Annotated in this window: 27 protein-coding genes; 11 read left to right on the forward strand and 16 right to left on the reverse strand. The window is 60.8% G+C overall.

The genetic code is table 11. The features are described 5' to 3' along the window. Nucleotides 1-66 precede the first annotated feature (66 nt). Entirely contained in the window at nt 67-954 is an 888-nt protein-coding gene (locus J0F90_RS22010) for a LysR family transcriptional regulator (RefSeq protein WP_016930254.1), read from the forward strand. Between the two features lie 76 nt (nt 955-1,030). Here J0F90_RS22010 and J0F90_RS22015 read toward each other — a convergent pair whose 3' ends face one another. From J0F90_RS22015 to J0F90_RS22035, 5 genes are all read right to left on the reverse strand, one after another. Further along, on the reverse strand, nt 1,031-2,680 hold the full coding sequence (locus tag J0F90_RS22015) for a Na+/H+ antiporter (protein ID WP_016930255.1): 1,650 nt from the start codon (nt 2,678-2,680) through the stop codon (nt 1,031-1,033). Nucleotides 2,681-2,877: 197 nt separating this feature from the next. Next, on the reverse strand, nt 2,878-4,239 hold the full coding sequence (locus J0F90_RS22020; RefSeq protein ID WP_004936819.1) for an NCS2 family permease: 1,362 nt from the start codon (nt 4,237-4,239) through the stop codon (nt 2,878-2,880). A 332-nt stretch (nt 4,240-4,571) separates the two neighbouring features. Then, nucleotides 4,572-4,979, reverse strand: a complete 408-nt coding sequence (locus J0F90_RS22025) for a VOC family protein (RefSeq protein WP_033639279.1) — start codon at nt 4,977-4,979, stop codon at nt 4,572-4,574. A gap of 47 nt (nt 4,980-5,026) precedes the next feature. Continuing rightward, nucleotides 5,027-5,695 (reverse strand): glutathione S-transferase family protein, encoded by a 669-nt coding sequence (locus tag J0F90_RS22030; protein ID WP_016930257.1) that lies wholly within the window; start codon nt 5,693-5,695, stop codon nt 5,027-5,029. Beyond that, entirely contained in the window at nt 5,692-6,135 is a 444-nt protein-coding gene (locus J0F90_RS22035) for a lipocalin-like domain-containing protein (protein WP_033639278.1), read from the reverse strand. Before J0F90_RS22035 ends, J0F90_RS22030 begins: the two co-directional genes overlap by 4 nt. A gap of 195 nt (nt 6,136-6,330) precedes the next feature. Here J0F90_RS22035 and bhsA point away from each other — a divergent pair, with 195 nt between their 5' ends. The 4 genes from bhsA to J0F90_RS22055 all read left to right on the forward strand — a co-directional run bounded on the left by bhsA (nt 6,331) and on the right by J0F90_RS22055 (nt 9,112). Next, a complete protein-coding gene (bhsA, locus tag J0F90_RS22040; RefSeq protein WP_033639277.1) occupies nt 6,331-6,591 on the forward strand; it encodes a multiple stress resistance protein BhsA in 261 nt (86 codons plus the stop codon). 149 nt (nt 6,592-6,740) lie between these two features. Further along, complete coding sequence (locus tag J0F90_RS22045; RefSeq protein ID WP_033639276.1) at nt 6,741-7,490, forward strand: 3-oxoacyl-ACP reductase family protein; 750 nt, start codon at nt 6,741-6,743, stop codon at nt 7,488-7,490. 231 nt (nt 7,491-7,721) lie between these two features. Further along, nucleotides 7,722-7,934, forward strand: coding sequence for a YdgH/BhsA/McbA family protein (locus tag J0F90_RS22050; RefSeq protein WP_004936800.1), 213 nt, complete (start codon nt 7,722-7,724; stop codon nt 7,932-7,934). A 221-nt stretch (nt 7,935-8,155) separates the two neighbouring features. Next, entirely contained in the window at nt 8,156-9,112 is a 957-nt protein-coding gene (locus J0F90_RS22055; RefSeq protein WP_015379212.1) for a cyclase family protein, read from the forward strand. An 85-nt stretch (nt 9,113-9,197) separates the two neighbouring features. Here J0F90_RS22055 and ssb1 read toward each other — a convergent pair whose 3' ends face one another. Then, nucleotides 9,198-9,728: a single-stranded DNA-binding protein SSB1 gene (ssb1, locus tag J0F90_RS22060; protein WP_004936793.1), complete on the reverse strand. Its 531-nt coding sequence runs from the start codon at nt 9,726-9,728 to the stop codon at nt 9,198-9,200. A 277-nt stretch (nt 9,729-10,005) separates the two neighbouring features. Here ssb1 and uvrA point away from each other — a divergent pair, with 277 nt between their 5' ends. Beyond that, the gene (gene uvrA / locus J0F90_RS22065; RefSeq protein ID WP_015379213.1) at nt 10,006-12,834 is read left to right on the forward strand and encodes an excinuclease ABC subunit UvrA; all 2,829 of its coding nucleotides are present in this window, start codon (nt 10,006-10,008) and stop codon (nt 12,832-12,834) included. A gap of 229 nt (nt 12,835-13,063) precedes the next feature. After that, a complete protein-coding gene (locus tag J0F90_RS22070) occupies nt 13,064-14,116 on the forward strand; it encodes an NAD(P)-dependent alcohol dehydrogenase (protein WP_033639275.1) in 1,053 nt (350 codons plus the stop codon). Between the two features lie 31 nt (nt 14,117-14,147). Here J0F90_RS22070 and maa read toward each other — a convergent pair whose 3' ends face one another. From maa to J0F90_RS22095, 5 genes are all read right to left on the reverse strand, one after another. Further along, a complete protein-coding gene (maa, locus tag J0F90_RS22075; protein ID WP_016930262.1) occupies nt 14,148-14,705 on the reverse strand; it encodes a maltose O-acetyltransferase in 558 nt (185 codons plus the stop codon). Between the two features lie 149 nt (nt 14,706-14,854). After that, entirely contained in the window at nt 14,855-15,208 is a 354-nt protein-coding gene (locus tag J0F90_RS22080; RefSeq protein WP_016930263.1) for an MmcQ/YjbR family DNA-binding protein, read from the reverse strand. Nucleotides 15,209-15,212: 4 nt separating this feature from the next. Then, complete coding sequence (locus tag J0F90_RS22085; RefSeq protein ID WP_016930264.1) at nt 15,213-15,629, reverse strand: secondary thiamine-phosphate synthase enzyme YjbQ; 417 nt, start codon at nt 15,627-15,629, stop codon at nt 15,213-15,215. Nucleotides 15,630-15,754: 125 nt separating this feature from the next. Further along, nucleotides 15,755-16,948, reverse strand: coding sequence for an amino acid aminotransferase (locus tag J0F90_RS22090; protein WP_016930265.1), 1,194 nt, complete (start codon nt 16,946-16,948; stop codon nt 15,755-15,757). Nucleotides 16,949-17,030: 82 nt separating this feature from the next. After that, complete coding sequence (locus J0F90_RS22095; RefSeq protein WP_016930266.1) at nt 17,031-17,498, reverse strand: Lrp/AsnC family transcriptional regulator; 468 nt, start codon at nt 17,496-17,498, stop codon at nt 17,031-17,033. 215 nt (nt 17,499-17,713) lie between these two features. Here J0F90_RS22095 and J0F90_RS22100 point away from each other — a divergent pair, with 215 nt between their 5' ends. Beyond that, on the forward strand, nt 17,714-18,481 hold the full coding sequence (locus tag J0F90_RS22100; RefSeq protein WP_033639274.1) for a transporter substrate-binding domain-containing protein: 768 nt from the start codon (nt 17,714-17,716) through the stop codon (nt 18,479-18,481). 44 nt (nt 18,482-18,525) lie between these two features. On the opposite strand, the gene alr is transcribed toward J0F90_RS22100, so the two are convergent. Together alr and dnaB are read right to left on the reverse strand one after the other, a co-directional pair. Further along, nucleotides 18,526-19,605, reverse strand: a complete 1,080-nt coding sequence (gene alr, locus J0F90_RS22105; RefSeq protein WP_033639273.1) for an alanine racemase — start codon at nt 19,603-19,605, stop codon at nt 18,526-18,528. 17 nt (nt 19,606-19,622) lie between these two features. Beyond that, nucleotides 19,623-21,047 (reverse strand): replicative DNA helicase, encoded by a 1,425-nt coding sequence (gene dnaB, locus J0F90_RS22110; RefSeq protein ID WP_025160134.1) that lies wholly within the window; start codon nt 21,045-21,047, stop codon nt 19,623-19,625. A 173-nt stretch (nt 21,048-21,220) separates the two neighbouring features. Here dnaB and J0F90_RS22115 point away from each other — a divergent pair, with 173 nt between their 5' ends. Next, a complete protein-coding gene (locus J0F90_RS22115) occupies nt 21,221-22,204 on the forward strand; it encodes a quinone oxidoreductase (RefSeq protein WP_033639272.1) in 984 nt (327 codons plus the stop codon). 300 nt (nt 22,205-22,504) lie between these two features. On the opposite strand, the gene pspG is transcribed toward J0F90_RS22115, so the two are convergent. Together pspG and dusA are read right to left on the reverse strand one after the other, a co-directional pair. Beyond that, nucleotides 22,505-22,723, reverse strand: a complete 219-nt coding sequence (gene pspG, locus J0F90_RS22120) for an envelope stress response protein PspG (protein ID WP_016930270.1) — start codon at nt 22,721-22,723, stop codon at nt 22,505-22,507. Between the two features lie 157 nt (nt 22,724-22,880). After that, complete coding sequence (gene dusA / locus J0F90_RS22125) at nt 22,881-23,891, reverse strand: tRNA dihydrouridine(20/20a) synthase DusA (protein ID WP_033639271.1); 1,011 nt, start codon at nt 23,889-23,891, stop codon at nt 22,881-22,883. A 202-nt stretch (nt 23,892-24,093) separates the two neighbouring features. Between dusA and J0F90_RS22130 the strand changes: the two genes are divergently transcribed. Both J0F90_RS22130 and J0F90_RS22135 read left to right on the forward strand, forming a co-directional pair. Further along, nucleotides 24,094-24,627 (forward strand): tetratricopeptide repeat protein, encoded by a 534-nt coding sequence (locus J0F90_RS22130; protein WP_033639270.1) that lies wholly within the window; start codon nt 24,094-24,096, stop codon nt 24,625-24,627. An 18-nt stretch (nt 24,628-24,645) separates the two neighbouring features. After that, nucleotides 24,646-25,191 carry an RNA polymerase sigma factor gene (locus tag J0F90_RS22135; RefSeq protein WP_033639269.1) on the forward strand — a complete coding sequence of 182 codons (546 nt, stop codon included), beginning with the start codon at nt 24,646-24,648 and terminating at the stop codon, nt 25,189-25,191. A 30-nt stretch (nt 25,192-25,221) separates the two neighbouring features. Here the strand turns inward: J0F90_RS22135 and J0F90_RS22140 are convergent, their stop codons facing one another. Next, on the reverse strand, nt 25,222-25,794 hold the full coding sequence (locus tag J0F90_RS22140) for a sugar O-acetyltransferase (protein WP_033639268.1): 573 nt from the start codon (nt 25,792-25,794) through the stop codon (nt 25,222-25,224). Nucleotides 25,795-25,939 lie beyond the last annotated feature (145 nt).

Raw genomic sequence — 25,939 nt, forward strand, 5'->3', positions numbered from 1 at the left:
AATTATCGTCATCATGCCGTCCGGGAATAGTTTCCCGCCGGTAGCGTCCCCAAGGAGAACCCTAACGTGGATGTCCGCACCCTGCGCTACTTCGTTGAAGTGGTGCGCCAGCAAAGCTTCACCCGCGCGGCGGAAAAACTGTTCGTCACCCAGCCCACCATCAGCAAAATGCTGCGGCATCTGGAGGAAGAGCTGGAATGCACGCTGCTGATCCGCGAAGGCCGCAAGCTGCGCCTGACCGACAGCGGCCAGGCGGTGTACCAGCGCGGCCTGACGATCCTCGACGAATTCCGCCAGCTGGAGGCGGAACTGGAAGACATCAGCTCGGTGAAAAAGGGCGTGCTGCGGCTGGGCATTCCGCCGATGGTCGGCAGGCAGATCGCCGATCTGATCCGCCGCTTTCGCCAGACCTACCCCGGCATTGAATTGAAGATTTCCGAACTGGGCGGGTTGTCGGTCGAACAGGCGGTGATGTCCGGCGAACTGGATCTGGCGATGACCGTGTTGCCCTTCGATTCGGCGCAGCCGCTGACCTTTCTGCCGCTGCTGGGCCACCCGATGTGCGTGGTGGCGCCGCGCACGCCGCAATGGCTCAACCGCACCCGCATCAATATCGCCGAATTGGCCGACAGCCCGATCCTGATTTATAACGAAGACTTTGCGCTGTACAAGATGCTGATGAAGGCGTTTCGCCAGGCCGGTTTTGAACCGCAAATCGCGGTGCGCAGCGGCCAATGGGACTTCCTCGCCTCGATGGTGCAGGCCGGCGTGGGCATCGCCATGCTGCCGGAGCCGGTTTGCCGCTGGCTGGACAAGGAAAACCTGGTCTGGCTGCCGCTGGAGCCGCGCATGGAGTGGAAAATCGGCCTGATCTGGCGCCAGGGCAGCTACTTGTCGCACAGCGCGCAGGCCTGGATCGCCTGCTGCCGCGACTACTGGCCGCCGCTCAAGTAGCCAAAAAACAAGGGCCGCACAGGCGGCCCTTCAGGACAGAAATAAAGAGGAAAAACGTTAATTCCCCCTCTGAGGTTTACCCTTCGCGTTCGATCAACAGCGCTTCGAGCAGGTCGAGATCGTGCAGCAGTTTTTGCAGCGTCTCGTTGCTGATTTTCTGCGTGGCGCGCAGATGGTACAGCTCGCCGCGCTCGGCGCGCAGCGCCGTCAGGCGGAAACGCCGCTCGAGGTTTTCCATCGCCAACGCATTCTCGATATCGTCTTTCGACGCGATACGCCGCCGCAGCATGCCCGTCACCCGCGAGCTGACCTCTTTCAGCACCTGCGGATCGAGGTTTTCTTCGGTATCGGCAACCAGGCGCTCTTCCATTTTATTCACGCTCTCGATCGCCACCTCGGCCGCCATGGCGATCGCCATGCGCTCTTCCTGCTTGCTGGCGCTCTTGTCGGCCACCTGCACGCCACGCAGCAGCAGCGGCAACGCCAGCACGCCGACGATCAGCGACAGCAGGATCACCCCGGCGGCGATAAACACCAGCTGATAGCGCGCCGGGAAGGCAGTGCCGTCGCTCAGCAACAGCGGTATCGACAGCACGCCGGCCAGGGTAATCGCCCCGCGCACCCCGGCGAACGACGCCACCCACAGCTCACGCGTGCTGTAATCGCCGAACTGCAGCGGACGCTTTTTCATAAAGCGGTTGCTGGCCTTCTTCATTATCCACAGCCAGGTAAAACGCAGCACCAGCAGCGCGGCGTAGATGGTGGCCACGTCGGCGAACAGATACCAGGTCTGGATGGTCGGATCCAGCTCCGCCTGCAGGATGGAGGTTTCAAGAATGCCCGGCAGCTGCAGGCCCAACATGATGAACACCATGCCGTTGAACACGAACTCCAGCATCGCCCACACGCTGTTGGCGCGCAGGCGCATCGCCAGCGGCGCGTTGCGGATCACGCCGGACTGGCTGATGGTCATCCCCGCCGCCACCGCAGCCAGGATGCCGGAGACGCCGATATGTTCGGCGATCAGATAAGAAGCGAACGGCAGCAGCAGCAGGAACACGATCTGGGTCGCCGGATCGTCGCCGCTCCAGCGGCTCATCACCCGCAGCGATTTACTGTAGGTCCAGGTGACCGCCACGCCGGCCAGCAGGCCGCCGATCGCCACTTTGAGGAATTCAAGGGTCGCGCCGCCCACGGTGAACACCATGGTGCCCATCGCCACCGCGATGGCGAACTTGAGCGACACCAGGCCGGACGCGTCGTTCATCAGCGCCTCGCCCTCGAGCACCCCCATGATCGGCTTGGGAATGCGCCCTTTGCCGACGATGCCGGACAGCGCCACGGCATCCGTCGGCGACAGCACCGCCGCCAGCGCGAAGGCCGCCACCAGCGGAATGCCCGGCACCATGGCGTAGATCAGATAACCGACGCCGACCACGGTGATAAGCACCAGCACCAGCGCCAGGCCGAGAATTTCACGCCCGTGATGCAGGAACTCCCGCGTCGGCGTTTTCCAGCCGTCGGCGAACAGCAACGGCGGGATGAACAGCACCAGGAACAGTTCGGGATCAAAATCGACGTGCAGCCCGAAATGCGGCCAGGCCAGCAGGGCCCCGATGGCGATTTGCATCAGCGGCAGCGGCACCTGGAACGGCAACATGCGCGTCACCACCCCGGACAGGGAGACCACCAGGATCAAAATGAGGATTGTAAAAAAGATTTCCATGCTTTCCTTAGACTCTACGATTCAGACGACATCGGCTCAGGGCCTGCGTTGGTCACGATAGTAGATCACTTTTTTTACAGCCGTTAAAGCTTGTTGTGCCTTTCAAAACGCGGTGCAGAGCAGAAGAAGACTTATCTTAAGAAGGGAATTGCCGTAACAGGCTCCCCCGCCCGGCGGGCGAGGGAAACCCAAGGGGCTTAAATCGCCCAGCCGCCGGCGTAGAACGCCACCAGCGCCACGGCGATCAGCACGGTGCCGATGTTCAGCTTGCGCCATTCGCCGGAGAAGATGCGGCCGATGACCAGCGAGCTGAAGCCCAGCATGATGCCGGTGACGATGTTGCAGGTCAGCACGATGAACACGGCGCACAGCAGGCCGGCCATCGCGTCGACGAAGTCGTTGAAGTCCAGCTTGGTGACATTGCTCAGCATCAGCAGGCCGACGTACATCAGCGCCGGCGCGGTGGCGTAAACCGGCACCAGATAGGCCAGCGGCGACAGGAACAGGATCAGCAGGAACAGAATGCCGACCACGGTGGCGGTCAGGCCGGTCTTGCCGCCCGCGGCGGTGCCGGCGGCGGACTCGATGTAAACCGCAGCGGGCGCGGCGCCCACCAGGCCGGAGAAGATGCTGCTAAGGGAATCCGAGGTCAGCGCCTTGCCGCCGTTGATGATCTGCCCGTCTTTATCCAGCAGATTGGCCTGCCCGGCCACCGCGCGGATGGTGCCGGTGGCGTCGAACACCGCAGTCATCACCAGCGCCAGCACGCTCGGCAACACCACCGGCTGCAATGCGCCCATGATGTCCAGGCTGAAGATCAACGACTTGCCGTCAGCGTCCGCCAGGCTCGGCATGGCGAACAGCCCCTGGTATTTCACCGCCGGGTCGAAGATCAGGCCGATGATGGAAATGGCGATGATCACCAGCAAAATGCCGCCGGGCACGCGCAGTTTCTCCAGGCCGAAGATCACCGCCAGGCCGACCAGCGTCATGACGACCGGGAAAGAGGTGAACGCGCCGAGCGCCACCGGCAAGCCATCCAGCGGGTTCTTCACCACCAGGCCGACGCCGTTGGCGGCGATCAGCAGCAGGAACAGCCCGATGCCGATGCCGGTGCCGTGCGCCACGCCCATCGGCAGGTTGCGCAGGATCCAGGCGCGGATGCCGGTGACCGAGATAATGGTAAACAGCACGCCCATCAGGAACACCGCGCCCAGCGCCACCGGAATGCTGATGTGTTGGCCCAGCACCAGGCTGAAGGCGGTAAAGGCGGTCAACGAGATCGCACAGCCGATGGCCATCGGCAGGTTAGCCCACAGCCCCATCAACAGCGACCCCAGACCGGCCACCAGGCAGGTGGAGACGAACACCGCCGCCGGCGGGAAACCCGCTTTGCCCAGCATGCTCGGCACCACGATCACCGAGTACACCATCGCCAGGAAGGTGGTCAGCCCCGCCACCACCTCCTGACGCACGCTGCTGCCGCGCGCGGAAATTTTAAAATAGCCATCAAGCCCGCCGGTTGGTTTTGCGGCGTGGTTCGCTTGAGAGTTCGACATAGGTTACTTCCCCTGTGTTTCATGAATCGGCCCGTCACAGCAGGCCTGTAATCTCGCCCGCGCCCGATCGCCACGTAATCGTTTAGGTCACGTTCCGCATCCTTGCCCTTATGCCACACCGCCAACGGCGATGCGCACCCAGGCAAACGTTTAACTCGCAGCGCGCGGTACGGGTGATTTATGGTGGTTTATTCAAGGCAAACGATTATCCTGCCTTCCCTAGCGTCTAATCAACTAAAGATCGCGGCAATTTATGCAGAAAGCGGCGGTAATGGCGCTCGCGCGATAAAACCGGGACGACGGTCGCCCCGGCGAACGCCGTCATGGCGGGGTTATTGCGTCTGCACCGCAGCGGGATCCATATACATCAATTCCCAGATATGACCGTCCAGATCCTGAAATCCATGGCCGTACATCACGCCGTAGTCCCGCGGCGGGTGGTAGGTGTTGCCGCCGCCGGCGACCGCCTTGCGCACCAGTTCGTCCACCGCCGCCCGGCTGGGTTGCGACAGGCACACCAACACTTCGGTGGCCTGGTTGGCATCGCCGATCGGGTTCGGGGTAAACATCCTGAATTTGTCGTGGGTCAGCAGCATCACGTAAATCGTGTCGCTGACCACCATGCATGCGGCGGTATCGTCGGTAAATTGCGGGTTGAAGCTGAAGCCGAGCTGGGTAAAAAACGCCATTGAGGCGGGCAGATCGCGTACGGGCAGGTTAACGAAGATTTGCGTAGCCATGGGCTACCTCCGATGAAGAATGACCCCATCGAGTATAGCCCATCCGCTTAACTCAGCAGGTCGTAAGGACCGCCCTGCTCCAATGCTCGCTGGTAGGCGGGCCGGGCGTGAATGCGCTGCAGGAAGCCGCGCAGTTTCGGGCAATCATCCAACGCGCCGCGCGCCGCCATCGCCTCCAGCGGGAAGCTCATCTGAATATCCGCTGCGCTGAAGTCGTTGCCAACGAACCAGCTGCCCTTATTCAGGTGCTGTTCGAGGTATTCGCAGTGCGGCGCGATCTGCTTGTCGAGGTATTCCCGCTGCACGCCTTTGCCGATCGCGCCGGCCACCGGCCGCAGCAGCCAGGGGATCGGCGGCTGGCCGAGACGGCTGAACACCAGCTTCATCACCAACAGCGGCATCAGCGATCCTTCGGCGTAGTGCAGCCAGTAGCGGTATTGCTGACGCGCGTGGAAGTCGGTTGGCATAAACATGCCCTGTGCGTCGTAGGCTTCCTGCAAGTATTCGATAATGGCGCCGGATTCCGCCAGCGTCAGATCGCCATCGACGATCACCGGCGATTTGCCCAGCGGGTGGATCTTTTTCAGCGCCGGCGGCGCCAGCATGGTCTGCGGATCGCGCTCGTAGCGCTGCACCTGATAAGGCACGCCCAGCTCTTCCAGAAACCACAGAATGCGCTGCGACCGCGAGTGATTGAGATGATGAACGATGATCATGACGAAGCCCCTGTCCGCTGCCACACCAGTTCGCCAACCTGCACGCCGTTGCCGAGCTGCAGCGGCACCGTGCGCAACGTCAGCCGATCGCCGCTGAAAGCGTAAAAACGCACCTGACGGCTGCCTACCCAGTTGGGGAACGAACAGCCTTCGACCTGATGCACCACCCGCTGCTCGCTTTCTTCCACCTGATAGTGGCCAAAGTAGCAAATCATATTGATGAAGGCGGCGCGGATCTCCCGCTCAGACCCCTGCGCCAAATCGGCGGCGGCGAAACGCGGCCGCACGGCGCTGTAAAGCTGCGCCGCCATCGTGCCGTTGGCCTCATAGTGGATGCGCCCCAACACCTGCTCGCCCAGCGGGTAATTCAGCTCGCCGTTCTGGTTTTTGAACACCGACGACACCAACGCCCAACTGCCGATAAACGCGCTTATCGTCATGACGCTTCTCCGGTTAAGGATCGTCTGTAAAGGGTAGTGGCGATTTTTGCCCCGCGCCAGCGGATGAAAAACAATCAATTTATTTGACAGAGATACTCAAAACTCTCCGATTTTTTATTCACATCCGGTGCACTAGTATTTAACACATCGAGAGACAACGGGCTCTCACCTAACAAACACTCTGAGGAACGCATCATGAAAAACGTCAAAATTTTTGCTACCGCTGCGCTGCTGGCTACCGCTTCTTTCGCAACCTTCGCCGCTGACCTGCCTTCCAGTCAACCTGCTGCAGACGCCCAGAAGATCGGCGTCGTCACCGTGAGCGGCGCCGCTAACCTGAGCGCGCTGGAAAGCGAACTGGCCAGCAAAGCCGCCGCGTCGGGCGCCAGCTCCTACCGCATCGTCGCCGCCGGTGGTCAGAACAAACTGTACGGCACCGCAGAAATCTTCAACTGATCGTCGGACAGCCAACCGACGGAAGAAAGAAGCCCCGCAAGGGGCTTTTCTCGTTGTGGGCAGGCAAAGCTCTTTGTGAACAGTGGCCGCCGGACATTTCACCGATACTGGGAATAACGCCTTACCCTCACCCACTTTGGAGAAATAACATGACCACAGCACTCCCACTGCAAGGCAAAGTCGCATTCGTTCAGGGCGGTTCCCGCGGCATCGGCGCCGCCATCGTTAAACGCTTGGCGAGCGAGGGCGCCGCCGTCGCCTTTACCTACGCCGCCTCGGCCGATCGCGCCGAAGCGGTGGCGAGCGCCGTTACCACCGCCGGCGGCAAAGTCCTCGCCATCAAGGCCGACAGCGCCGATGCGGCGGCGCTGCAGCAGGCGGTTCGCCAGGCGGTGAGCCACTTCGGCAACCTGGATATTCTGGTGAACAACGCCGGGGTATTTACGCTGGGCGGCACCGAGGAACTGGCGCTGGACGACCTGGATCGCATGCTGGCGGTCAATGTGCGCAGCGTATTCGTCGCCAGCCAGGAGGCGGCGCGCCACATGAACGACGGCGGCCGAATCATCCACATCGGCAGCACCAACGCCGAGCGCGTGCCGTTCGGCGGCGCGGCGGTGTACGCGATGAGCAAATCGGCGCTGGTCGGGTTGACCAAGGGCATGGCGCGCGATCTCGGCCCACGCAGCATCACCGTCAATAACGTGCAGCCCGGCCCGGTGGATACCGAGATGAACCCGGACGCCGGCGAGTTCGCCGATCAGCTCAAGCAGCTGATGGCGATCGGCCGTTACGGCAAAGATGAAGAGATCGCCGGTTTCGTCGCCTACCTGGCGGGCCCGCAGGCGGGTTATATCACCGGCGCCAGTCTGAGCATCGACGGCGGCTTCTCGGCGTAGCGCTCAAAGCCCCGCAAGGGGCTTTTTTTCATTCGCTCGCCGACGACCGCTCCCCACCTCGCACGGCATATTCGCCTTCAAAGACAATAATAGAATTAGTTTATGCGCAAAAATGGAATAGTTTATTGACGATTCTGTTATTTATTCACCAGGCCGACGTCTTTATCCTTCGCTCCATCGTGTCGTACCGGACACCCTTATTTTTCGAACCTTCGAACACAGGATAAAGATATGAAAACCATGACCACCGTTATTTCACTCGCTCTGTTTTCCATGCTGTCGTTTAACGCCGCGGCAGAAAGCGTGACCGCAACCGGCAGAACGCTGGACTCCACCGAAGCCCTCATCGCTAAAAAAGCGCAAGAGGCCGGCGCAAGCGGCTACAAAATCACCAGCGCCTACATGGGCAATTTCGTCACCATGAGTGCAGAGCTGAAAAAATAATATCAATGACGCCGCTCGCACGGCGTTATTTATTTCCGCATAAGGAAGTCATCGTCGGGTGGTTATTCACCACGCGTTATAAAGCATTACGCTAAAGCACCCGCGTACTAAAAAATGAGCCTCTTTCTCCACCGGTTATTATTCGGCGGCCTCACGCCGCCAATTTCCGGAGGCTCATTTTCATTCACCCTGCAATACTCCGTTATAAGGATGAGTCACTGATGAAATCATTGTATCGCCTCTCCCTCTTGCTGCCCTTGCTGGCCGCAGTGCCCGCGCACGCCGCAGAATCCGCCGCGCAGTCGTCAGACTGGTATCCTTCCGTTTACGGCGCAAAAGACGAAATCGGCGCAGCCAACCTGCTCACGCCAGAGGTCGTATTACAGTCTGTGCAGTTGGTAAAACAAGGCAAGACATTGCCATTGGCGGTGCCCGTCGATAAAGATTTCCCGGCGTTCCGCCACCGCAGCTTCCGCTTATATAATATTCAGCCTGGTCAGCAGGACGGTAAAACGCTTGGCCCAAATAAATTCACCTTTAATGATGAATTGGTGAATGCCTGGACCGGCGTCGGCACCCAGTTGAATGGCATTGGCCATATCGGCATCGACAACGTTTATTATAACGGCAATAAGGCGGCGGACTTCGTCACCGTAGATGGCGTGAAAAAATTGGGCGTGGAAAAAGTGCCGCCCATGGTCACACGCGGCGTGGTGCTCGATATGACGGCTTATTATAATAAAGCGATCGTTCCGGGCGGCACCGAATTTTCCGTTGCGGATATTCAAGCGGTGCTTAAAAAGCAGGGCATCAGTTTACGCAAAGGCGACGTTGTCTTGTTCAATACCGGCTGGCTGGAGCTGATTGGCAAAGACAATAAAAAGTTCCTGGAAGTTGAACCGGGCATCGGCATGGAAGCGGCGAAATGGTTGGCCGACCAAGGCATCGTGGCCTTCGGCGGTGATACCTGGGCCTCCGAAGTTTACCCTAACCCGAAAAATGACGAAGAGTTCCCGGTCAACCAGTACCTGCTGGCCAAACGCGGCGTCTATAACCTGGAGCTGATCGACAGCCGCCCACTGGTGCGCACGAAAACCTGGGAATTCCTGTTCGTACTGGGGCAACCGCTGTATGTCGGTTCAACCCAGGTCAACATCAACCCGGTAGCAATTTACTGATTGGCGACACCGCCGCAGAAAATCAGCGGCTAACGAGCACAAAAAACCCCGCCTGAGCGGGGTTTTTTTAGCGCTGTCGCCAGGCTTAGAACGGAATATCGTCGTCGAAATCCATTGGTGGTTCGTTGCTGGTCGCCGGTGCGCTGTTCTGCGCCGGGCGAGACTGCTGCTGGCCGCCGCTGAACTGGTTGCCGCCCTGTGGCTGCTGAGGCTGGCCCCAACCGCCCTGGCCGCCGGCAGATTGACCTGCCGGTGCGCCGCCGCCCTGACGGCCGCCCAGCATCTGCATGGTGCCGCCGACGTTAACCACGATCTCGGTGGTGTAGCGATCCTGGCCGCTCTGATCCTGCCATTTACGGGTCTGCAGGGAGCCTTCGATGTAGACCTGAGAGCCTTTACGCAGGTATTCGCCCGCCACTTCGGCCAGTTTGCCGAACAGCACGACGCGGTGCCATTCGGTCTTCTCTTTCTGTTCGCCGGTCGCCTTGTCACGCCAGCTTTCGGAGGTCGCCAGGGTAATGTTGGCCACTGCGCCGCCGTTCGGCATGTAACGGACTTCTGGATCCTGACCCAGATTCCCGACCAGAATTACTTTGTTTACGCCTCTGCTGGCCATGAGCACTTCTCCCGATGATTGATTTCTACACAGTATAAACGCGTCAGTTTACCACGCTGAGTGCGAAACCACACCCGTGTTGATAAGTGCGAATTGCATTCCAGAATTGTCTTTTCGATCGGCCTTGTTGCATTCGCATACTGGATATTCATTCAGGTTTTTTTGTGTCATAATTATGCGTTTCGACCAGGCTGTGCCGGTTTTTTGCGAGATCCATCACAAAATCCCCCGCAAAAATCGCGACAGGCGCGGTGTATCATCAAGACGGGAAGTGTAAATGGACAATATCGAAGTTCGTGGTGCTCGAACCCATAATCTGAAAAACATCAACCTGATCATCCCGCGTGACAAACTGATCGTCGTCACCGGCCTGTCCGGTTCCGGCAAGTCTTCGCTGGCTTTCGATACGCTGTACGCCGAAGGGCAGCGGCGCTATGTCGAATCACTCTCCGCCTATGCGCGCCAGTTCCTGTCGCTGATGGAAAAACCGGACGTCGATCATATCGAAGGCCTGTCGCCGGCGATCTCCATCGAGCAGAAATCCACCTCGCACAACCCGCGATCCACGGTCGGCACCATTACCGAGATCCACGACTACCTGCGCCTGCTGTTCGCCCGCGTCGGCGAGCCGCGCTGCCCGGACCACCATGTGCCGCTGGCGGCGCAAACCGTCAGCCAAATGGTCGATAATGTGCTGAGCCAGCCGGAAGGCAAGCGCCTGATGCTGTTGGCGCCGGTGGTGAAAGACCGCAAGGGCGAGCACACCAAAACGTTGGAAAACCTGGCCGCCCAGGGCTATATCCGCGCGCGCATCGACGGCGAAGTGTGCGATCTGTCCGATCCGCCGAAGCTGGAGCTGCAGAAGAAACACACCATCGAAGTGGTGGTCGACCGTTTCAAGGTGCGCGACGACATGGCGCAGCGCCTGGCCGAGTCGTTCGAAACCGCGCTGGAGCTGTCCGGCGGCACCGCGGTGGTGGCGGACATGGACGACGAAAAAGCGGATGAGCTGCTGTTCTCCGCCAACTTCGCCTGCCCGATCTGCGGCTACAGCATGCGCGAGCTGGAACCGCGCCTGTTTTCCTTCAACAACCCGGCCGGCGCCTGCCCGACCTGCGACGGCCTGGGCGTGCAGCAGTTCTTCGATCCTGATCGCGTGGTGCAGAACCCCGAGCTGTCGCTGGCCGGCGGCGCGATCCGCGGCTGGGATCGCCGCAACTTCTACTATTTCCAGATGCTGCGCTCGCTGGCGGAGCACTATGAGTTCGACGTCGAAGCGCCATTCAACACCCTGAGCGCCAACGTGCAGAAGGCGGTGCTGAGCGGCTCCGGCAAAGAGTCGATAGAATTCAAATACATCAACGATCGCGGTGACACCACCGTGCGTCGCCATCCGTTCGAAGGCGTGCTGCACAACATGGAGCGCCGCTATAAAGAGACCGAGTCCAGCGCGGTGCGCGAAGAGCTGGCGAAGTTCATCAGCAACCGCCCTTGCGCCTCGTGCCACGGCACTCGCCTGCGTGAAGAAGCGCGCAACGTGTTCGTCGAAGACACCACGCTGCCGGAGATCTCCGATCTGAGCATCGGCCATGCGATGACCTTCTTCCAGAACATGAAGCTCAGCGGCCAGCGCGCCAAGATCGCCGAGAAAGTGCTGAAAGAGATCGGTGACCGCCTGAAATTCCTGGTGAACGTCGGCCTGAACTACCTGTCACTGTCTCGCTCGGCGGAGACGCTCTCCGGCGGCGAAGCGCAGCGAATCCGTTTGGCCAGCCAGATCGGCGCCGGCCTGGTGGGCGTGATGTACGTGCTGGATGAGCCGTCGATCGGCCTGCACCAGCGCGACAACGAGCGCCTGCTGGAAACGCTGATCCACCTGCGCAACCTCGGCAACACGGTGATCGTGGTGGAGCATGACGAAGACGCCATCCGCGCCGCCGATCACGTGATCGACATCGGCCCCGGCGCCGGCGTACACGGCGGCCAGGTGGTGGCGGAAGGCACCGTCGACGACATCATGGCGCAGCCGGAATCGCTGACCGGCCAGTTCCTCAGCGGCAAGCGCGAGATCGCCATCCCCGCGCAGCGCGTGCAGGCCGATCCGACCAAGGTGCTGAAGCTGAGCGGCGCGCGCGGCAACAACCTGAAGGACGTGACGCTGACGCTGCCGGTCGGTCTGTTTACCTGCATCACCGGCGTTTCCGGTTCCGGCAAATCGACGCTGATCAACGATACGCTGTTCCCGATCGCCCAGCGCCAGCTCAACGGCGCCACCATCGCCGAACCGGCGCCGTTCCGCGAAGTGACCGGCCTCGAACATTTCGACAAGGTGATCGACATCGATCAGAGCCCGATCGGCCGCACGCCGCGCTCCAACCCGGCCACCTACACCGGCATCTTCACCCCGGTGCGCGAGCTGTTCGCCGGCGTGCCGGAATCGCGCAGCCGCGGTTACACGCCGGGCCGCTTCAGCTTCAACGTCAAGGGCGGACGCTGTGAAGCCTGCCAGGGCGACGGGGTGATCAAGGTCGAGATGCACTTCCTGCCGGACATCTACGTGCCATGCGACCAGTGCAAGGGTAAGCGTTATAACCGCGAAACGCTGGAAGTGAAGTACAAGGGCAAGAGCATCCACGAAGTGCTGGAGATGACCATCGAAGAAGCGCGCGATTTCTTCGACGCGGTGCCGGCGCTGGCGCGCAAGCTGCAGACCCTGATGGATGTCGGCCTGTCCTACATCCGCCTCGGCCAGTCGGCCACCACGCTCTCCGGCGGTGAAGCGCAGCGCGTCAAGCTGGCGCGCGAACTGTCGAAGCGCGGCACCGGCCAAACGCTGTATATCCTCGACGAACCGACCACCGGTCTGCACTTCGCCGATATCCAACAGCTGTTGGCGGTGCTGCATCAGTTGCGCGATCAGGGCAATACCATCGTGGTCATCGAGCATAACCTGGATGTGATCAAGACCGCCGACTGGATCGTCGATCTGGGGCCGGAAGGCGGCAGCGGCGGCGGCGAGATCCTGGTCGCCGGCACGCCGGAAACGGTGGCCGATTGTGAGAAATCGCACACCGCACGCTTCCTGAAGCCGCTGTTGAACCAGTAATGCCGCCGGCGTGCGGGCCGTCGCTCAGGCGGTCCGCACGCTGACCCGTTTCCCCGCAATCAAACAGAAACGGGCAAGATTTCGACATTTTCAGGCATTTCCCTCCGCACTCACCGCTTTTATCATCAATGTTCCCTCGGCGGCCGCCCTGTCTGATTCAGGCCGCGTCTCGCCGGCACTTCGCTGCCGGTCAAACGTTGTCCCCCATACATTGATAACTGGAGCGACCATGAACATTACCCATGCCTATGCCGCGCATGACGCGAAGTCTGCGCTGGTGCCTTTCGATTACCAGCCGCGCGCCCTGCGCGACCACGATGTGCAAATTCAGGTGTTGTTCTGCGGCGTCTGCCACTCGGATCTGCACCAGGCGCGCAATGAATGGAGCAATACGATTTACCCGGTGGTGCCGGGCCACGAAATCGTCGGCCGCGTTAGCGCCGTCGGCGACCATGTCTCGCGTTACCGGGTCAGCGATCTGGTCGGCGTCGGTTGCATGGTGGATTCCTGCCGCAGCTGCCCGAGCTGCGATGAGGGGCTGGAACAGTATTGCGAGAACGGCTTTACCGGCACCTATAACGGCCAGGATCGCCACACCGGCGCCGTAACCTACGGCGGCTACTCCACCAATCTGGTGGTGGATCAGGACTTCGTGCTGCGCGTGCCGGAAAACCTCGATCCGGCCGGGGTCGCGCCGCTGCTGTGCGCCGGCATCACCACCTATTCGCCGCTGCGCCAGTGGGGGGCGGGGCCAGGCAAAAAGGTCGGCATCGTCGGCCTCGGCGGGTTGGGACACATGGGCGTCAAACTGGCGCGGGCGATGGGCGCGCACGTGGTGCTGTTCACCACCTCGCCGTCGAAAATCGAAGACGCCAAGCGCCTCGGCGCCCATGAAGTGGTGATTTCGCGCAACCCGGATGAGATGGCGCAGCACGTTAATAGCTTCGACTTCATCCTCAACACGGTAGCGGCTCAGCACGATCTGAACCCGTTCCTCAACTTGCTGCGCCGCGACGGCACCCTGACGCTGGTCGGCGCGCCGGAGCACGATCATCCGTCGCCGCAGGTGTTCAACCTGATCATGAAGCGCCGCCGCATCGCCGGTTCGCTGATCGGTGGCATCGCGGAAACGCAAGAGATGCTGGACTTCTGCGGCCAACACGGCATCACGTCCGATATCGAGCTGATCCCGATGCAGCAAATTAATGAGGCCTATGAGCGCATGCTGAAAAGCGACGTGAAGTACCGCTTCGTGGTGGATATCGACTCGCTGCGAGCCTGATGACGGCGGGCGCCCGGCGGCGCCCGTTTTTTTATAGCTGCTTGATGACCCTGGCCGGGTTGCCGCCCACCACGCAGTTGGCCGGCACGTCTTTGGTCACCACCGCGCCGGAGGCCACGACCGCATTATCGCCGATGGTCACCCCCGGATTGATCACCGCGCGCCCGCCGATCCACACATTGTCGCCAATCCTGACAGTCTTACCGAACTCCGCGCCGCCGACGCGGGTCTCGGCGTCCAGCGGATGGGTCGCGGTGTAAATATGCACGCCCGGCGCCAGCAGGCAGTTGTCGCCGATATGCACCTCGCACACGTCGAGGATCACGCAGTCGAAATTGGCGTAGAAGTTCTTGCCGAGATAAATGTTATAGCCGTAGTCGCAGCGGAAGGTCGGCTCGATGGTGCCGCCCTGATAGCCGCCCAGCAGCTCACCCAGCCACTGTTTGCGCAGCTCACCCTCTTCCGGCGAGGAGTGGTTATAGCGATGCGTCAATTGGCGCGCGCGCCGACGTTCGCTGCGCAGCAGGTCGTCGCCGGCGTCGTACAGTTCCCCGGCGATCATCTTGCGCTTTTCTTCGCTCATGGCCATGTCGGCCTCCTTAATCTTATCCGCGTTTCTTGAATGCCCAAGCGTAGTCGCTTTTGCCTGGCGACAAAAAGGGAACGTTCCCAATTTAAAACCGCGATCACGATTTAACACGGGAAAACAGGAGAAAAACGGGCGCCGCCGCCCGGCATTCAGGCGCGCAGTTCCTGGCGCACGTGTTCGGGCAGGCCTTCCACCACCAGCTGATAGGAGCTGTCGATCAGCGTGTAAAACTGCGAGTTCGGCAGGTTGCCGTCGAGAAACACCGTATTCCAGTGCGCCTTGTTCAGGCCGTCGCAGGCGACGATCTCCGGATGGTGTTCACGCAGGCTTTCCGCCAGCTCCGGGCTGGACTTGACCGCCAGCGCCGGCCGCCCTTCGATCTCGCACACCATGGCGAACATCACGTCGCCCACCTTGATCTGGCTGGCCTGCCACTGGTTCTGGTCGCTCTGCTCCGCGCCCGGCTTCGCCATGCAGTACTCCAGCAATGCGCTGTTATTCATTGGGTTATTCCCCCTGTAATGTGGCCACAATACGGCGTGCTCCGCCGTGGATGCGGTGCTCCCCCAGCCAGATGCCCTGCCATGTGCCCAACATCAGCCGCCCATGCCTGACGGGCAGCGTCAAGGAAGCGCCCAGCAGCGAGGATTTGATGTGCGCCGGCATGTCGTCCGGCCCTTCGTAGTCATGCTGATAGGGTGCGTTTTCCGGCACCTGACGCAGGAAATGCTGCTCCATATCGGCTCGCACCGTGGGATCGCAGTTCTCGTTGAGCGTCAGCGAGGCCGAGGTGTGCTGCAGCAACAGATGCAGCAAGCCGGTTTGCAGGCGGTGTAAGTGGGTTAACTGGTTGGTGATCTCGTCGGTAACCAGATGAAAGCCACGCGCTTTTGCGCTGAGGATTAGCGTTTGCTGATGCCACATGAGTGAGCGCCCCTCAATCAGTATATTCTCTCTCCGGTTTGCGGCAACTTCGGCGGCGCGCCGGCAATAAAAAAGGAGCGATATCGCTATCGCTCCCGATGAACGTCCGTTCAGACTAACAGGCGTTACTGCACCGCGGCAAACGCCTCGGCCACCTGACGCACGTTGTTGTGGTTCAGGCCGGCCACGCACATGCGGCCGCTGTGGATCAGGTAGACGCCGAACTCTTCACGCAAGCGATCGACCTGCGCCGCGCTGAAGCCGGTGTAGCTGAACATGCCGCGCTGCGCCAACAGGTAGTCAAAGTTGCGCTGCGGCAGCGCGCTCTTCAAGGTGTCCACCAGCGCGTGACGCATTTCGAGAATGCGGGTGCGCATGCTCTCCACTTCGTCCAGCCACTGGGTTTTGAGCTGGGCGTCGTTCAGCACCTTGGCCACCAGCTGCGCGCCGAAGTTTGGCGGGCTTGAGTAGTTGCGGCGCACGGTGGCCTTCAGCTGGCCCAGCACGCGCCCAGCCGCCTCTTCGCTTTCGCACACCACCGACAGGCCGCCGACGCGCTCGCCGTACAGCGAGAAAATCTTCGAGAACGAGTTGCTCACCAGGCACGGCAGGCCGGCCGCCGCGATGGCGCGAATGGCGTAGGCGTCTTGCTCCATGCCGCCGCCGAAGCCCTGATAGGCGATATCGAGGAACGGAATGATTTCACGCTCGGCGATCACCTTGACCACCTCATCCCACTGGGCGGGAGTCAGGTCGGAACCGGTCGGGTTGTGGCAGCACGGGTGCAGCAGCGCGATGCTGTGCTTCGGCAGCTGTTTCAGCGCAGCGAGCATGGCGTCGAACTTCACGCCCAGGCTTTCGCTGTCGAAATACGGATAGGTATTCACTTTGAAACCGGCGCCGCTGAAGATGGCGACGTGGTTTTCCCAGGTCGGATCGCTGACCCACACCTGCGAATCCGGGAAATAGGTTTTCAGGAAGTCGGCACCCACTTTCAACGCGCCGGAACCGCCGACGGTCTGAATGGTGGCGATGCGCCCCTGCTGCAGCATCGGGTGCTGCGCGCCGAACAGCAACTGCTGGATGGCGGAACGGTAGGGTTGCAGCCCTTCCATCGGCAGGTATACCGAGGCGCCGTGCTCGACGCTGTTCAACTGCGCTTCCGCCGCAGCGACCGCCCGCATCTGCGGAATGATGCCCTGCGCATCATAGTACAGGCCGATACTCAGGTTCACCTTGTGCGCACGCGGGTCTTGTTTGAATTTTTCCATCAGCGACAGAATGGGATCGCCGGCATAGGCGTCAACGTTCTGGAACACGGGGTTTTTCTCCTGGTTTATTGTGGTTTGGGCACAGCGTTACGTTCCTAATATAGACGGAAAAGCGCATTCGGTTTTAGCTTTATCTCGTCACCGGCAACAAACCGTTTTCCTTGATGCGATTGAGCACCACCGCCGTTTTGATATGCGCCACGCTTTTGTGCGGCGACAGCGTCTGGCTGATGAATTCGCTCAGCGCCGGCAGGTCAGCCACCGCCACTTTCAGCAGGTAATCGGCGTCGCCGGTGGTCTTGTAAGCGTCGAGGATCGCGTCCACGTCCTCCAGCATCTGATGAAAGCTGTCGATCTGCTCCTGCGCGTGCGTGATCAGGCTGACTTCGATCAGCCCCACCAGCCCCAGGCCGACCGCCTCCGGCGCCAGCCGCGCGTGGTAACCGCGGATCAGCTGCGCCTGCTCCAGGCTGATGCGCCGCCGTGAACATTGGGAAGCGGAAAGCCCCACCAACTCGCTCAGTTCCTGATTGGTCAGACGGCCGTTGGCCTGTAACAGCGTCAGGATTTTCATATCAAAATCGTCAATGTTGTACATAGCCACCTGTAAACTGTGTTAATAAATGTTGACGTTACAGCCTACCAGTTTTTTTACCGTTGCCGACGTCACACCCTGGCGTTTGAATCGCGTACAGCAGCAACGCCCGGCGTTTTCGCCGGTAAGCGGCATAAAAAACGGCTAACTCATGCAAGCAAACGACAATTAACGGCGAAGTAACGCATAAAACCACGAATGTATAAAAAGGACGCCAGATGAAAAAGCTTCTCCCCCTCGCGCTGCTGCTCGCCGCCGGCGGCGCCGGCGCGCAATCCCACCTGGACAAGGTGCTGCAGCAGAAGACCCTGGAGGTCTGCACCACCGGCGACTACAAGCCCTATACCTTCCTCAAGGAAGACGGCGGCTATGAAGGCATCGATATCGACATGGCGGAATCGCTGGCGAAGAGCCTGGGCGCCAAGGTGAAGTGGGTGAAAACCAGCTGGAAAACCCTGACCCCGGACTTCGTCGGCGGCAAGTGCGACATCGCCATGGGCGGCATCTCCGTCACGCTGGAGCGGCAAAAGCAGGTGTTCTTCGCCGACAAGCTGGATACCGACGGCAAAATCCCGCTGGTGCGCTGCACCGACGTGAAGAAATACCGCACGATAGAACAGATCAACAAACCGTCGGTGCGTCTGTTGGAACCGGCGGGCGGCACCAATGAAGCCTTCGTGCACGCCTATCTGCCGAAGGCCAAACTGACGCTGACGCACGACAACATGAGCATTTTCCAGCAGTTGGTGGATCGCAAGGCGGACGTGATGATCACCGACGCCTCCGAGGCGTTGTACCAACAAAAGCGCTATCCGAAGCTGTGCGCGGTGAATCCGACCAAACCGATGCAGTACGGCGAGAAGGCTTACATGCTGCCGCGCGACGATCTGAGTTGGAAACTGTATGTGGATCAGTGGCTGCACCTGGCCAAGGCGACCGGCGAGTATCAGAAGATTATCGATAAGTGGTTGGCGGTAAAGAAGTAACGCGCTGAGAAACGGGGCCGACGCGCGTCGGCCCCTGCGGCGCATCAGTCGCCGATGTATTCCATCGCCACGCGCTGCGTGAGCTTGGTGATCAGTTCATAAGCGCTGATGCCGGTGCAGGCGGCGATACGCTCGACCGGCAATGCCGGCCCCCACAGCACCGCTTCATCCCCCACCTTATCGGCGGCATCCGGCCCGAGATCGACCGAAATCATGTCCATCGACACCCGGCCGACGATCGGCACTTCACGGCCGTTGATCAGGATCGGCGTGCCGGTCGGCGCGCTGCGCGGGTAACCGTCGCCGTATCCCATCGCCACCACGCCCAGCCGGGTATCGCGCGGACTTACCCAGGCGCCGCCGTAGCCGACCGCTTCGCCGGCCTTGTGCTCGCGCACCGCGATCAGGCTGGATTTCAGGGTCATCGCCGGCTGCAGACCATGCTCGGCGCCGCTGCCGTTATCCAGCGGCGACACGCCGTACAGAATGATGCCGGGACGCACCCACTCGTTGTGGGCGTCCGGCCACAGCAGCGTGCCGCCGGAGGCGGCGACCGAGCGCTGGCCCGGTTTGCCGCGCGCGAACTGCTCGAAGCAGGCGATCTGTTTCAGGGTGGCGTCGGACTCCGGCTCATCGGCGCGGCTGAAGTGGCTCATGATATTGACCGGCTGCGCCACGTTGCGGCAGGCGCACAGGCGCTGATAAAACGCTTCCGCCTGTTCGGGACGCACCCCCAGCCGATGCATGCCGGTATCGAGCTTCATCCACACCGGCACCGGGCGCGCCAGTTCGGCCTGCTCCAGCGCTTCGAGCTGTTCGATGCAGTGCACCGCGGTTTCGATGTTGTTCGCCACCAGCACCGGCAGGTCTTCGGCACAGAAGAAGCCTTCCAGCAGCAGGATCGGTTTGACGATGCCGCCGGAGCGCAGCATCAGCGCCTCGCCGATGCGCGCCACGCCGTAGCAGTCGGCGTCTTGCAGGGTGTGTGCTGTTTCCAGCAGGCCATGTCCATAAGCGTTTGCTTTCACAACGGCAATCAGGCGGCTTTGCGGCGCCTGGCGGCGCACCTGTTGCAGATTATGTCGCAGAGCGCGGCGGTCGATTACAGCGGTTGCCGCTTTCATTTCAGTTCCTTAGCTGATTATTCGTCATCGTATTGTGGCCCCGCGTAGTTGTCGAAACGCGACCACTGGCCGTTAAAGGTAAGGCGCACGGTGCCGATGGGGCCGTTACGCTGCTTACCGATAATAATTTCCGCGATCCCTTTCAGATCGCTGTTCTCGTGATACACCTCATCACGATAGATGAACATAATCAGGTCGGCATCCTGCTCGATAGAGCCGGATTCACGCAGGTCGGAGTTGACCGGGCGTTTGTCGGCGCGCTGCTCCAGGCTTCGGTTCAGCTGCGACAGCGCCACCACCGGCACCTGCAGCTCTTTCGCCAGCGCCTTCAGCGAGCGCGAAATCTCGGCGATCTCCAGCGTACGGTTGTCGGACAGGGCCGGCACGCGCATCAACTGCAGGTAGTCGATCATGATAAGGCTAAGCCCGTCGTGCTCGCGGAAAATACGCCGCGCGCGCGAGCGCACTTCGGTCGGCGTCAGGCCGGAGGAGTCGTCGATGTACATGTTGCGCTTCTCCAGCAGGATGCCCATGGTGCTGGAAATGCGCGCCCAGTCCTCGTCGTCGAGCTGGCCGGTACGGATGCGCGTCTGATCCACGCGCGACAGCGACGCCAGCATACGCATCATGATCTGCTCGCCGGGCATCTCCAGGCTGAAGATCAGCACCGGTTTTTCCTGGGTCATCGCGGCGTTTTCGCACAGGTTCATGGCGAAGGTGGTTTTCCCCATCGAAGGACGGGCGGCGACGATGATCAGATCGGACTTTTGCATGCCCGCGGTTTTCTTGTTGAGGTCCTGATAGCCGGTATCGACCCCGGTCACGCCGTCGTGCGGCTGCTGATACAGCTGCTCGATGCGCGACACGGTGTCTTCCAGGATGCGCTCGATGCCCTTCGGGCCTTCGTCTTTGCTGGCGCGGTTCTCGGCGATTTGGAACACGCGGGATTCCGCCAGATCGAGCAGGTCTTCGCTGCTGCGCCCCTGCGGATCGTAGCCGGCGTCGGCGATCTCGTTAGCCACCGAGATCATTTCGCGCACCACCGCGCGCTCGCGCACGATGTCCGCGTAGGCGCCGATGTTGGCGGCGCTCGGGGTGTTTTTCGACAGCTCGGCCAGGTAGGCGAAGCCGCCGACCGAGTCCAGCTCGCCCTTCTGCTCGAGCGATTCGGACAGGGTGATGAGGTCGATCGGCTTGCTCATCTCCAGCAGACGCTGCATCTCGGTAAAGATCAGGCGGTGCGGGCGGCTGAAGAAGTCGTTGGCGACCACGCGCTCCGCCACGTTGTCCCAGCGCTCGTTATCCAGCATCAAACCGCCCAACACCGACTGTTCTGCCTCCAGCGAGTGCGGCGGCATCTTCAGCCCTTCCATCTGACGATCTCTGGAACGCTCTCTGGTTTCGTCCGCGTTTGTTTTGTTGGTTGGTTTTTTTCCTGCCATGAAACGTAGTCTTTATCCGGTTGCGAATGAGGGTGAGGCTGCTGACGCAAGAGTATACGTGATTTTTCCGCACGATTCCGCCGCATAATTGCCACAGGCCGGCGCACGGGCAGGCTAGATCTCCGCAGCCAAAAGGCATAGGGTGAATTCAGATAACCAAATGAGGGTAGAACATGGCCAAGCGCATTCAATTCTCCGCCACCGGCGGGCCGGAAGTCTTGCAATACGTTGATTTTACACCGCTCGATCCGGCTGCCGGCGAAGTGCAGATCGAGAACAAGGCGATCGGCATCAACTACATCGATACCTATGTACGCAGCGGCCTGTATGCGCCGGCGAGCCTGCCGAGCGGCCTCGGCACCGAGGCGGCCGGCGTGGTGACCAAGGTCGGCGCCGGGGTCAGCTTCCTCAAACCTGGCGACCGGGTGGTGTATGCGCAATCGGCGCTCGGCGCCTACAGCGAGATCCACAACGTCTCGGCAGAACGCGTGGCGCTGCTGCCGGACAACCTGAGTTTTGAACAGGGTGCAGCCTCTTTACTCAAAGGGCTGACGGTATACTACCTGCTGCGCCAGACCTATGACGTGCAACCGGGTGAAGTGTTCCTGTTCCATGCCGCGTCCGGCGGCGTCGGGCTGATCGCCTGCCAGTGGGCGAAAGCGCTGGGTGCGCGCCTGATCGGCAGCGTCGGCTCCGACGAGAAGGCCGCGCTGGCGAAACAGGCCGGCGCCTGGGCCACCATCAACTACCACAAAGAGGATATCGCCCAGCGGGTGGCCGAGCTGACGCAGGGCGAGAAGGTCGGCGTGGTGTACGATTCGGTGGGTAAAAGCACCTGGCTGGCCTCACTCGACAGCCTGAAGCGGCGCGGCCTGATGGTGAGCTTCGGCAACGCCTCCGGCCCGGTGACCGGCGTCGATCTGGCGCTGCTGAATCAGAAGGGCTCGCTGTACGTCACCCGCCCTTCCCTCAACGGCTACATCACCAACCGAGCCGAGCTGCAGTACGCCAGCAACGAGCTGTTCTCCCTGATCGGCAGCGGCGCCATTCGGGTGGAAGTGAAAGAAGAGCAGAAATTCGCGCTGGCCGACGCCCAGCGGGCACACCAAGTATTGGAAAGCCGCAGCACCAGTGGCTCCAGTCTGCTGATCCCCTGATCGCGGCAAAAGAAAAGGGCTCCTTGCGGAGCCCTTTCTGTTACTGCGTTTTGTAGGGGTAGAGCAGAGTCCGCCAGAGACCGGGGGTTGCTTCAGCAACACGAATTTTGGTTGTCTCTCACGGTGATGAAATCGGTCGCATCACTGCATCGACCAACATCCTAACAGCCCCGTCCGGCAAAAAACACGCTTTATGTGCCACATCGCCGGGTAAAACTGCCAAGCTGTGATCGCTGCCGCATTAGCGTGGCGGGCAGTTATGCAAGTTTCATCGCGACTGACTGATTATTCGGCAAAAAATCAGTAACGCCGGATCTGGGGTTTCTGCATCGAACGGTAAATCCATACCCCAACCACCGCCAAAATCAACCACGGCAACAGCTTAATCACCACCGCGAACAACCCGCCCAACAGCATGAACGCCGCCGCCGCCAACAGCGCAGCGAAGATCCCCAGCAGCGAGATGCCGGTCACCATCAGCATCACCACAAAGCCAATGAGAAAGAAGATTTCCAACATGATTGCTCCTTTGCAACTCAACGTATCTGCAGAGTGGATTACAAGAAGCGTGCCAGAACGGCGGAAGGGCTAACCTATTGAAAAAACGGGGCAGACATCCGGCAACACGCCGAATGCCTGGCGAAAAAGACTAACTATTGGTCAAACTTTTTGTGGGTTACGCCATTTCGACGCGCGGCTGACGCACCAACGCCAGCGCCTGCTCCACCACCCGCGCATCGGCGCCCGGCTTGTGGGCGTTCTCGCTCAGGTGGCGACGCCACTGGCGCGCGCCCGGCACCCCCTGGAACAAACCGAGGATGTGGCGGGTGATGTGGCCGAGATAGGTGCCGTTGGACAGCTCGCGCTCAATATACGGATACAGCGCTTCGACGATCGCCACGCTGTCCGGCACCGCGGTCTGCGCGCCGAACAGTTCGCTGTCGACCCGCGCCAGGATGCCCGGATTCTGGTACGCCTCGCGCCCCATAATCACGCCGTCCAGATGCTGCAGGTGCTGTTGCGCCTCTTCCAGCGTTTTCACTCCACCGTTGATGGCGATGGTCAGCGCCGGGAAATCCCGCTTCAACTGATAAACGCGCGGGTAGTCCAGCGGCGGCACTTCGCGGTTCTCTTTCGGGCTGAGGCCGGAGAGCCAGGCTTTGCGAGCGTGGATAGTGAACATGTCGCACTCGCCGCGCCCGGCGACGGTCTGGATAAAGTCGCATAGGAAGGCGTAGCTGTCCTGATCGTCGATGCCGATGCGGGTCTTCACCGTCACCGGTATCGATACGACGTCGCGCATCGCCTTGATGCAGTCGGCGACCAGCGTCGCCTGGCCCATCAGGCAGGCGCCGAACATGCCGTTTTGCACGCGATCGGACGGACAGCCGACGTTGAGGTTAATCTCGTCATAACCGCGCTGCTCCGCCAGTTTGGCGCAGTGCGCCAGCGAGGCCGGATCGCTGCCGCCCAGCTGCAGCGCCACAGGATGCTCTTCTTCGCTGTAGGCCAGGTAGTCACCCTTGCCGTGTATGATCGCGCCGGTGGTCACCATTTCGGTGTACAGCAGCGTTTCCTTGGTCAGCAGGCGGTGGAAGTAACGGCAATGACGATCGGTCCAGTCGAGCATTGGCGCGATGGAGAAGCGATTGGCGGCGTAGGTTGGGGCGTGGTTGTCTTTCGTCATGCTGAGTTACTGGCTACCTGAGTCTGTCTGGGTTCAACGAACGGCGCGCGGCCGCAAACGGCTATTATAGCGACAATCGGCGCCGTTGGGAAAACCGCCTTGCCGGCGGCGTAAATAAGCGGGAGTAAGGCGAATAAATTCACGCGTTCAGGTGTTATCTCATTACGGGCGCGCACGGCGCCTCTGCCTTGAGGACACAACCATGAACAGCTTCATTAAACGCCTGCTGGCATCGACCATTGCCGGCTGCCTGCTGTTTTCCGGCGGGGCGCTGGCGATGGGCGGCGACGGCAGCGGCCAAACCCCGCCGACCTGTCCGAAAGGCCAGGTCTATGACAGTAAAACCCAGACCTGCACGGTGGATAAAAGCAGCAAAGTCGACGACGCCGACCGCACTAACTATGCCTATGCACTGGCGAAAAGCGGCCGCTATCAGGAAGCGATCGATATGCTCAACACGCTTAAAAATCCCAACACCGCCGTCGCACTGAATTATCGCGGCTACGCCACGCGCAAACTTGGCCGCACCGATGAGGGTATCGGCTATTATTTAAAATCAGTCGCCCTCGATCCGAAATACCCCAAAGTGCGCGAGTACCTGGGGGAAGCCTATATGCTGAAAGGGCGGCCCGACCTGGCGCGCCAACAGCTGCAGGTGATCCAGTCGCTGTGCGGCACCGGGTGCGAGGAGTACCGTGATTTGGCGGCAGCCATCGACCGCCACCCGGAATCTTGATCCGACGCGCCTGCGGAGGTGACTATCAGCGGCGATGCGATACGCGATGAACTCGGCCACTATCTCTCCCGCCTGTGGCGCTATGCGCTGGTGCTTTCGCACCGGCGGGATATCGCCGACGATCTGGTGCAGGCGACCTGCGTGCGTGCGCTGGAGCGCGCCGCGCAATTCACCCCCGGTTCTCACCTGGATCGCTGGTTGTTTTCCATCCTGCACTCCATCTGGCTCAATGAAGTTCGCGCCCAGCATCTTCGCCAGGGGCAAGGCTGCATGGCGGCGGAAGAGCTTGGCGATGCGGACAACGGTGAACAGCCAGTCTGGCTCAATGAAGTGATGCGGCGCGTAAGCCGGCTGCCAGCGGCCCAGCGCAACGCGCTGTTTTTGGTGTATGTCGAAGGGCTGTCCTACCGGGAAGCGGCGAAAGTGCTGGCGGTGCCAATCGGCACCGTCATGAGCCGCCTTGCGGCCGCACGTCAGGCCTTGGCCGATGACCGCCAGTTGCCAAACGACGATTCGCACCATAAGAAGACCCCTCCTCCCCCCTTGCCCCGCACTCGCCGATAAACCGCTGGCCGCCGATTCGTATTCAGCGCCCTATTCCAACGCGCGGATAACCCGGCACGGCTGCCCCAGCGCCAACACATTGGCCGGAATGTCGCCGGTGACGATGCTGCCCGCGCCGATAGTCGTGCCATCGCCGATGGTCACTCCCGGCAGGATCACCACGTTGCCGCCGATCCACACGTTGCTGCCGATGGACACCGGCTGCGCCGAGGTGCGGAAAGGAAAAGCCGGATCGCCGGTAAAGCGTTCACCGGCCTTCAGCGGATGACTCGGCGTGTAGATTTGCACGTTGGGGCCGATCAGCGTGTTGTCGCCGATGGTGATGGTGTTGCAATCGAGGAACACCGCATTGACGTTGATAAAACAGTTTTTGCCGATGCGGACATGCTGCCCGTAGTCGCACCAGAATGGCGTTTCGATCCAGCTCGCCTCACCCCAGCTGCCGAACAGCTCGCCGAGCAGGCGATTTTTCTCGTCCGCCTGATGCGAATCCAGCGCCTCCAGGCTTTTGGTCAACGCCCTGGCTCGATGGTACAGGGCGATCAGTTCTTCATCGCGGCTGTTGTACTCCAGGCCGCTTAACAGCTTCTCTCTTTCCGTCATCACACAAGGCTCCTGCTTATCACGCGGATGAAGCGCGTTATACCGCTCTCGCCCGCTGCTCTCCAGCGCTAAAATCGGCAACGTTGATTTGCCGTCCGGCGGAGGGGAAAAGTTGTGATGCATCTCTCTTTTAGCGCGCTCAGCG

It is taken from the genome of Serratia marcescens subsp. marcescens ATCC 13880 (assembly GCF_017299535.1).
In the GTDB taxonomy this organism is placed as follows: Bacteria; Pseudomonadota; Gammaproteobacteria; order Enterobacterales; family Enterobacteriaceae; genus Serratia; species Serratia marcescens.

Coding starts and splice junctions, on each gene's coding strand:
- J0F90_RS22020 (WP_004936819.1), bottom strand. CDS start 4,239: ATGTCGAACTCTCAAGCGAACCACGCCGCAAAACCAACCGGCGGGCTT.
- J0F90_RS22095 (WP_016930266.1), bottom strand. CDS start 17,498: ATGTACAACATTGACGATTTTGATATGAAAATCCTGACGCTGTTACAG.
- bhsA (WP_033639277.1), top strand. CDS start 6,331: ATGAAAAACGTCAAAATTTTTGCTACCGCTGCGCTGCTGGCTACCGCT.
- dusA (WP_033639271.1), bottom strand. CDS start 23,891: ATGACGAAAGACAACCACGCCCCAACCTACGCCGCCAATCGCTTCTCC.
- J0F90_RS22130 (WP_033639270.1), top strand. CDS start 24,094: ATGAACAGCTTCATTAAACGCCTGCTGGCATCGACCATTGCCGGCTGC.
- J0F90_RS22070 (WP_033639275.1), top strand. CDS start 13,064: ATGAACATTACCCATGCCTATGCCGCGCATGACGCGAAGTCTGCGCTG.
- J0F90_RS22025 (WP_033639279.1), bottom strand. CDS start 4,979: ATGGCTACGCAAATCTTCGTTAACCTGCCCGTACGCGATCTGCCCGCC.
- J0F90_RS22140 (WP_033639268.1), bottom strand. CDS start 25,794: ATGACGGAAAGAGAGAAGCTGTTAAGCGGCCTGGAGTACAACAGCCGC.
- J0F90_RS22115 (WP_033639272.1), top strand. CDS start 21,221: ATGGCCAAGCGCATTCAATTCTCCGCCACCGGCGGGCCGGAAGTCTTG.
- pspG (WP_016930270.1), bottom strand. CDS start 22,723: ATGTTGGAAATCTTCTTTCTCATTGGCTTTGTGGTGATGCTGATGGTG.
- J0F90_RS22015 (WP_016930255.1), bottom strand. CDS start 2,680: ATGGAAATCTTTTTTACAATCCTCATTTTGATCCTGGTGGTCTCCCTG.
- uvrA (WP_015379213.1), top strand. CDS start 10,006: ATGGACAATATCGAAGTTCGTGGTGCTCGAACCCATAATCTGAAAAAC.
- J0F90_RS22045 (WP_033639276.1), top strand. CDS start 6,741: ATGACCACAGCACTCCCACTGCAAGGCAAAGTCGCATTCGTTCAGGGC.
- ssb1 (WP_004936793.1), bottom strand. CDS start 9,728: ATGGCCAGCAGAGGCGTAAACAAAGTAATTCTGGTCGGGAATCTGGGT.
- J0F90_RS22030 (WP_016930257.1), bottom strand. CDS start 5,695: ATGATCATCGTTCATCATCTCAATCACTCGCGGTCGCAGCGCATTCTG.
- maa (WP_016930262.1), bottom strand. CDS start 14,705: ATGGCCATGAGCGAAGAAAAGCGCAAGATGATCGCCGGGGAACTGTAC.
- dnaB (WP_025160134.1), bottom strand. CDS start 21,047: ATGGCAGGAAAAAAACCAACCAACAAAACAAACGCGGACGAAACCAGA.
- J0F90_RS22050 (WP_004936800.1), top strand. CDS start 7,722: ATGAAAACCATGACCACCGTTATTTCACTCGCTCTGTTTTCCATGCTG.
- J0F90_RS22100 (WP_033639274.1), top strand. CDS start 17,714: ATGAAAAAGCTTCTCCCCCTCGCGCTGCTGCTCGCCGCCGGCGGCGCC.
- J0F90_RS22085 (WP_016930264.1), bottom strand. CDS start 15,629: ATGTGGCATCAGCAAACGCTAATCCTCAGCGCAAAAGCGCGTGGCTTT.
- J0F90_RS22080 (WP_016930263.1), bottom strand. CDS start 15,208: ATGAATAACAGCGCATTGCTGGAGTACTGCATGGCGAAGCCGGGCGCG.
- J0F90_RS22055 (WP_015379212.1), top strand. CDS start 8,156: ATGAAATCATTGTATCGCCTCTCCCTCTTGCTGCCCTTGCTGGCCGCA.
- J0F90_RS22035 (WP_033639278.1), bottom strand. CDS start 6,135: ATGACGATAAGCGCGTTTATCGGCAGTTGGGCGTTGGTGTCGTCGGTG.
- alr (WP_033639273.1), bottom strand. CDS start 19,605: ATGAAAGCGGCAACCGCTGTAATCGACCGCCGCGCTCTGCGACATAAT.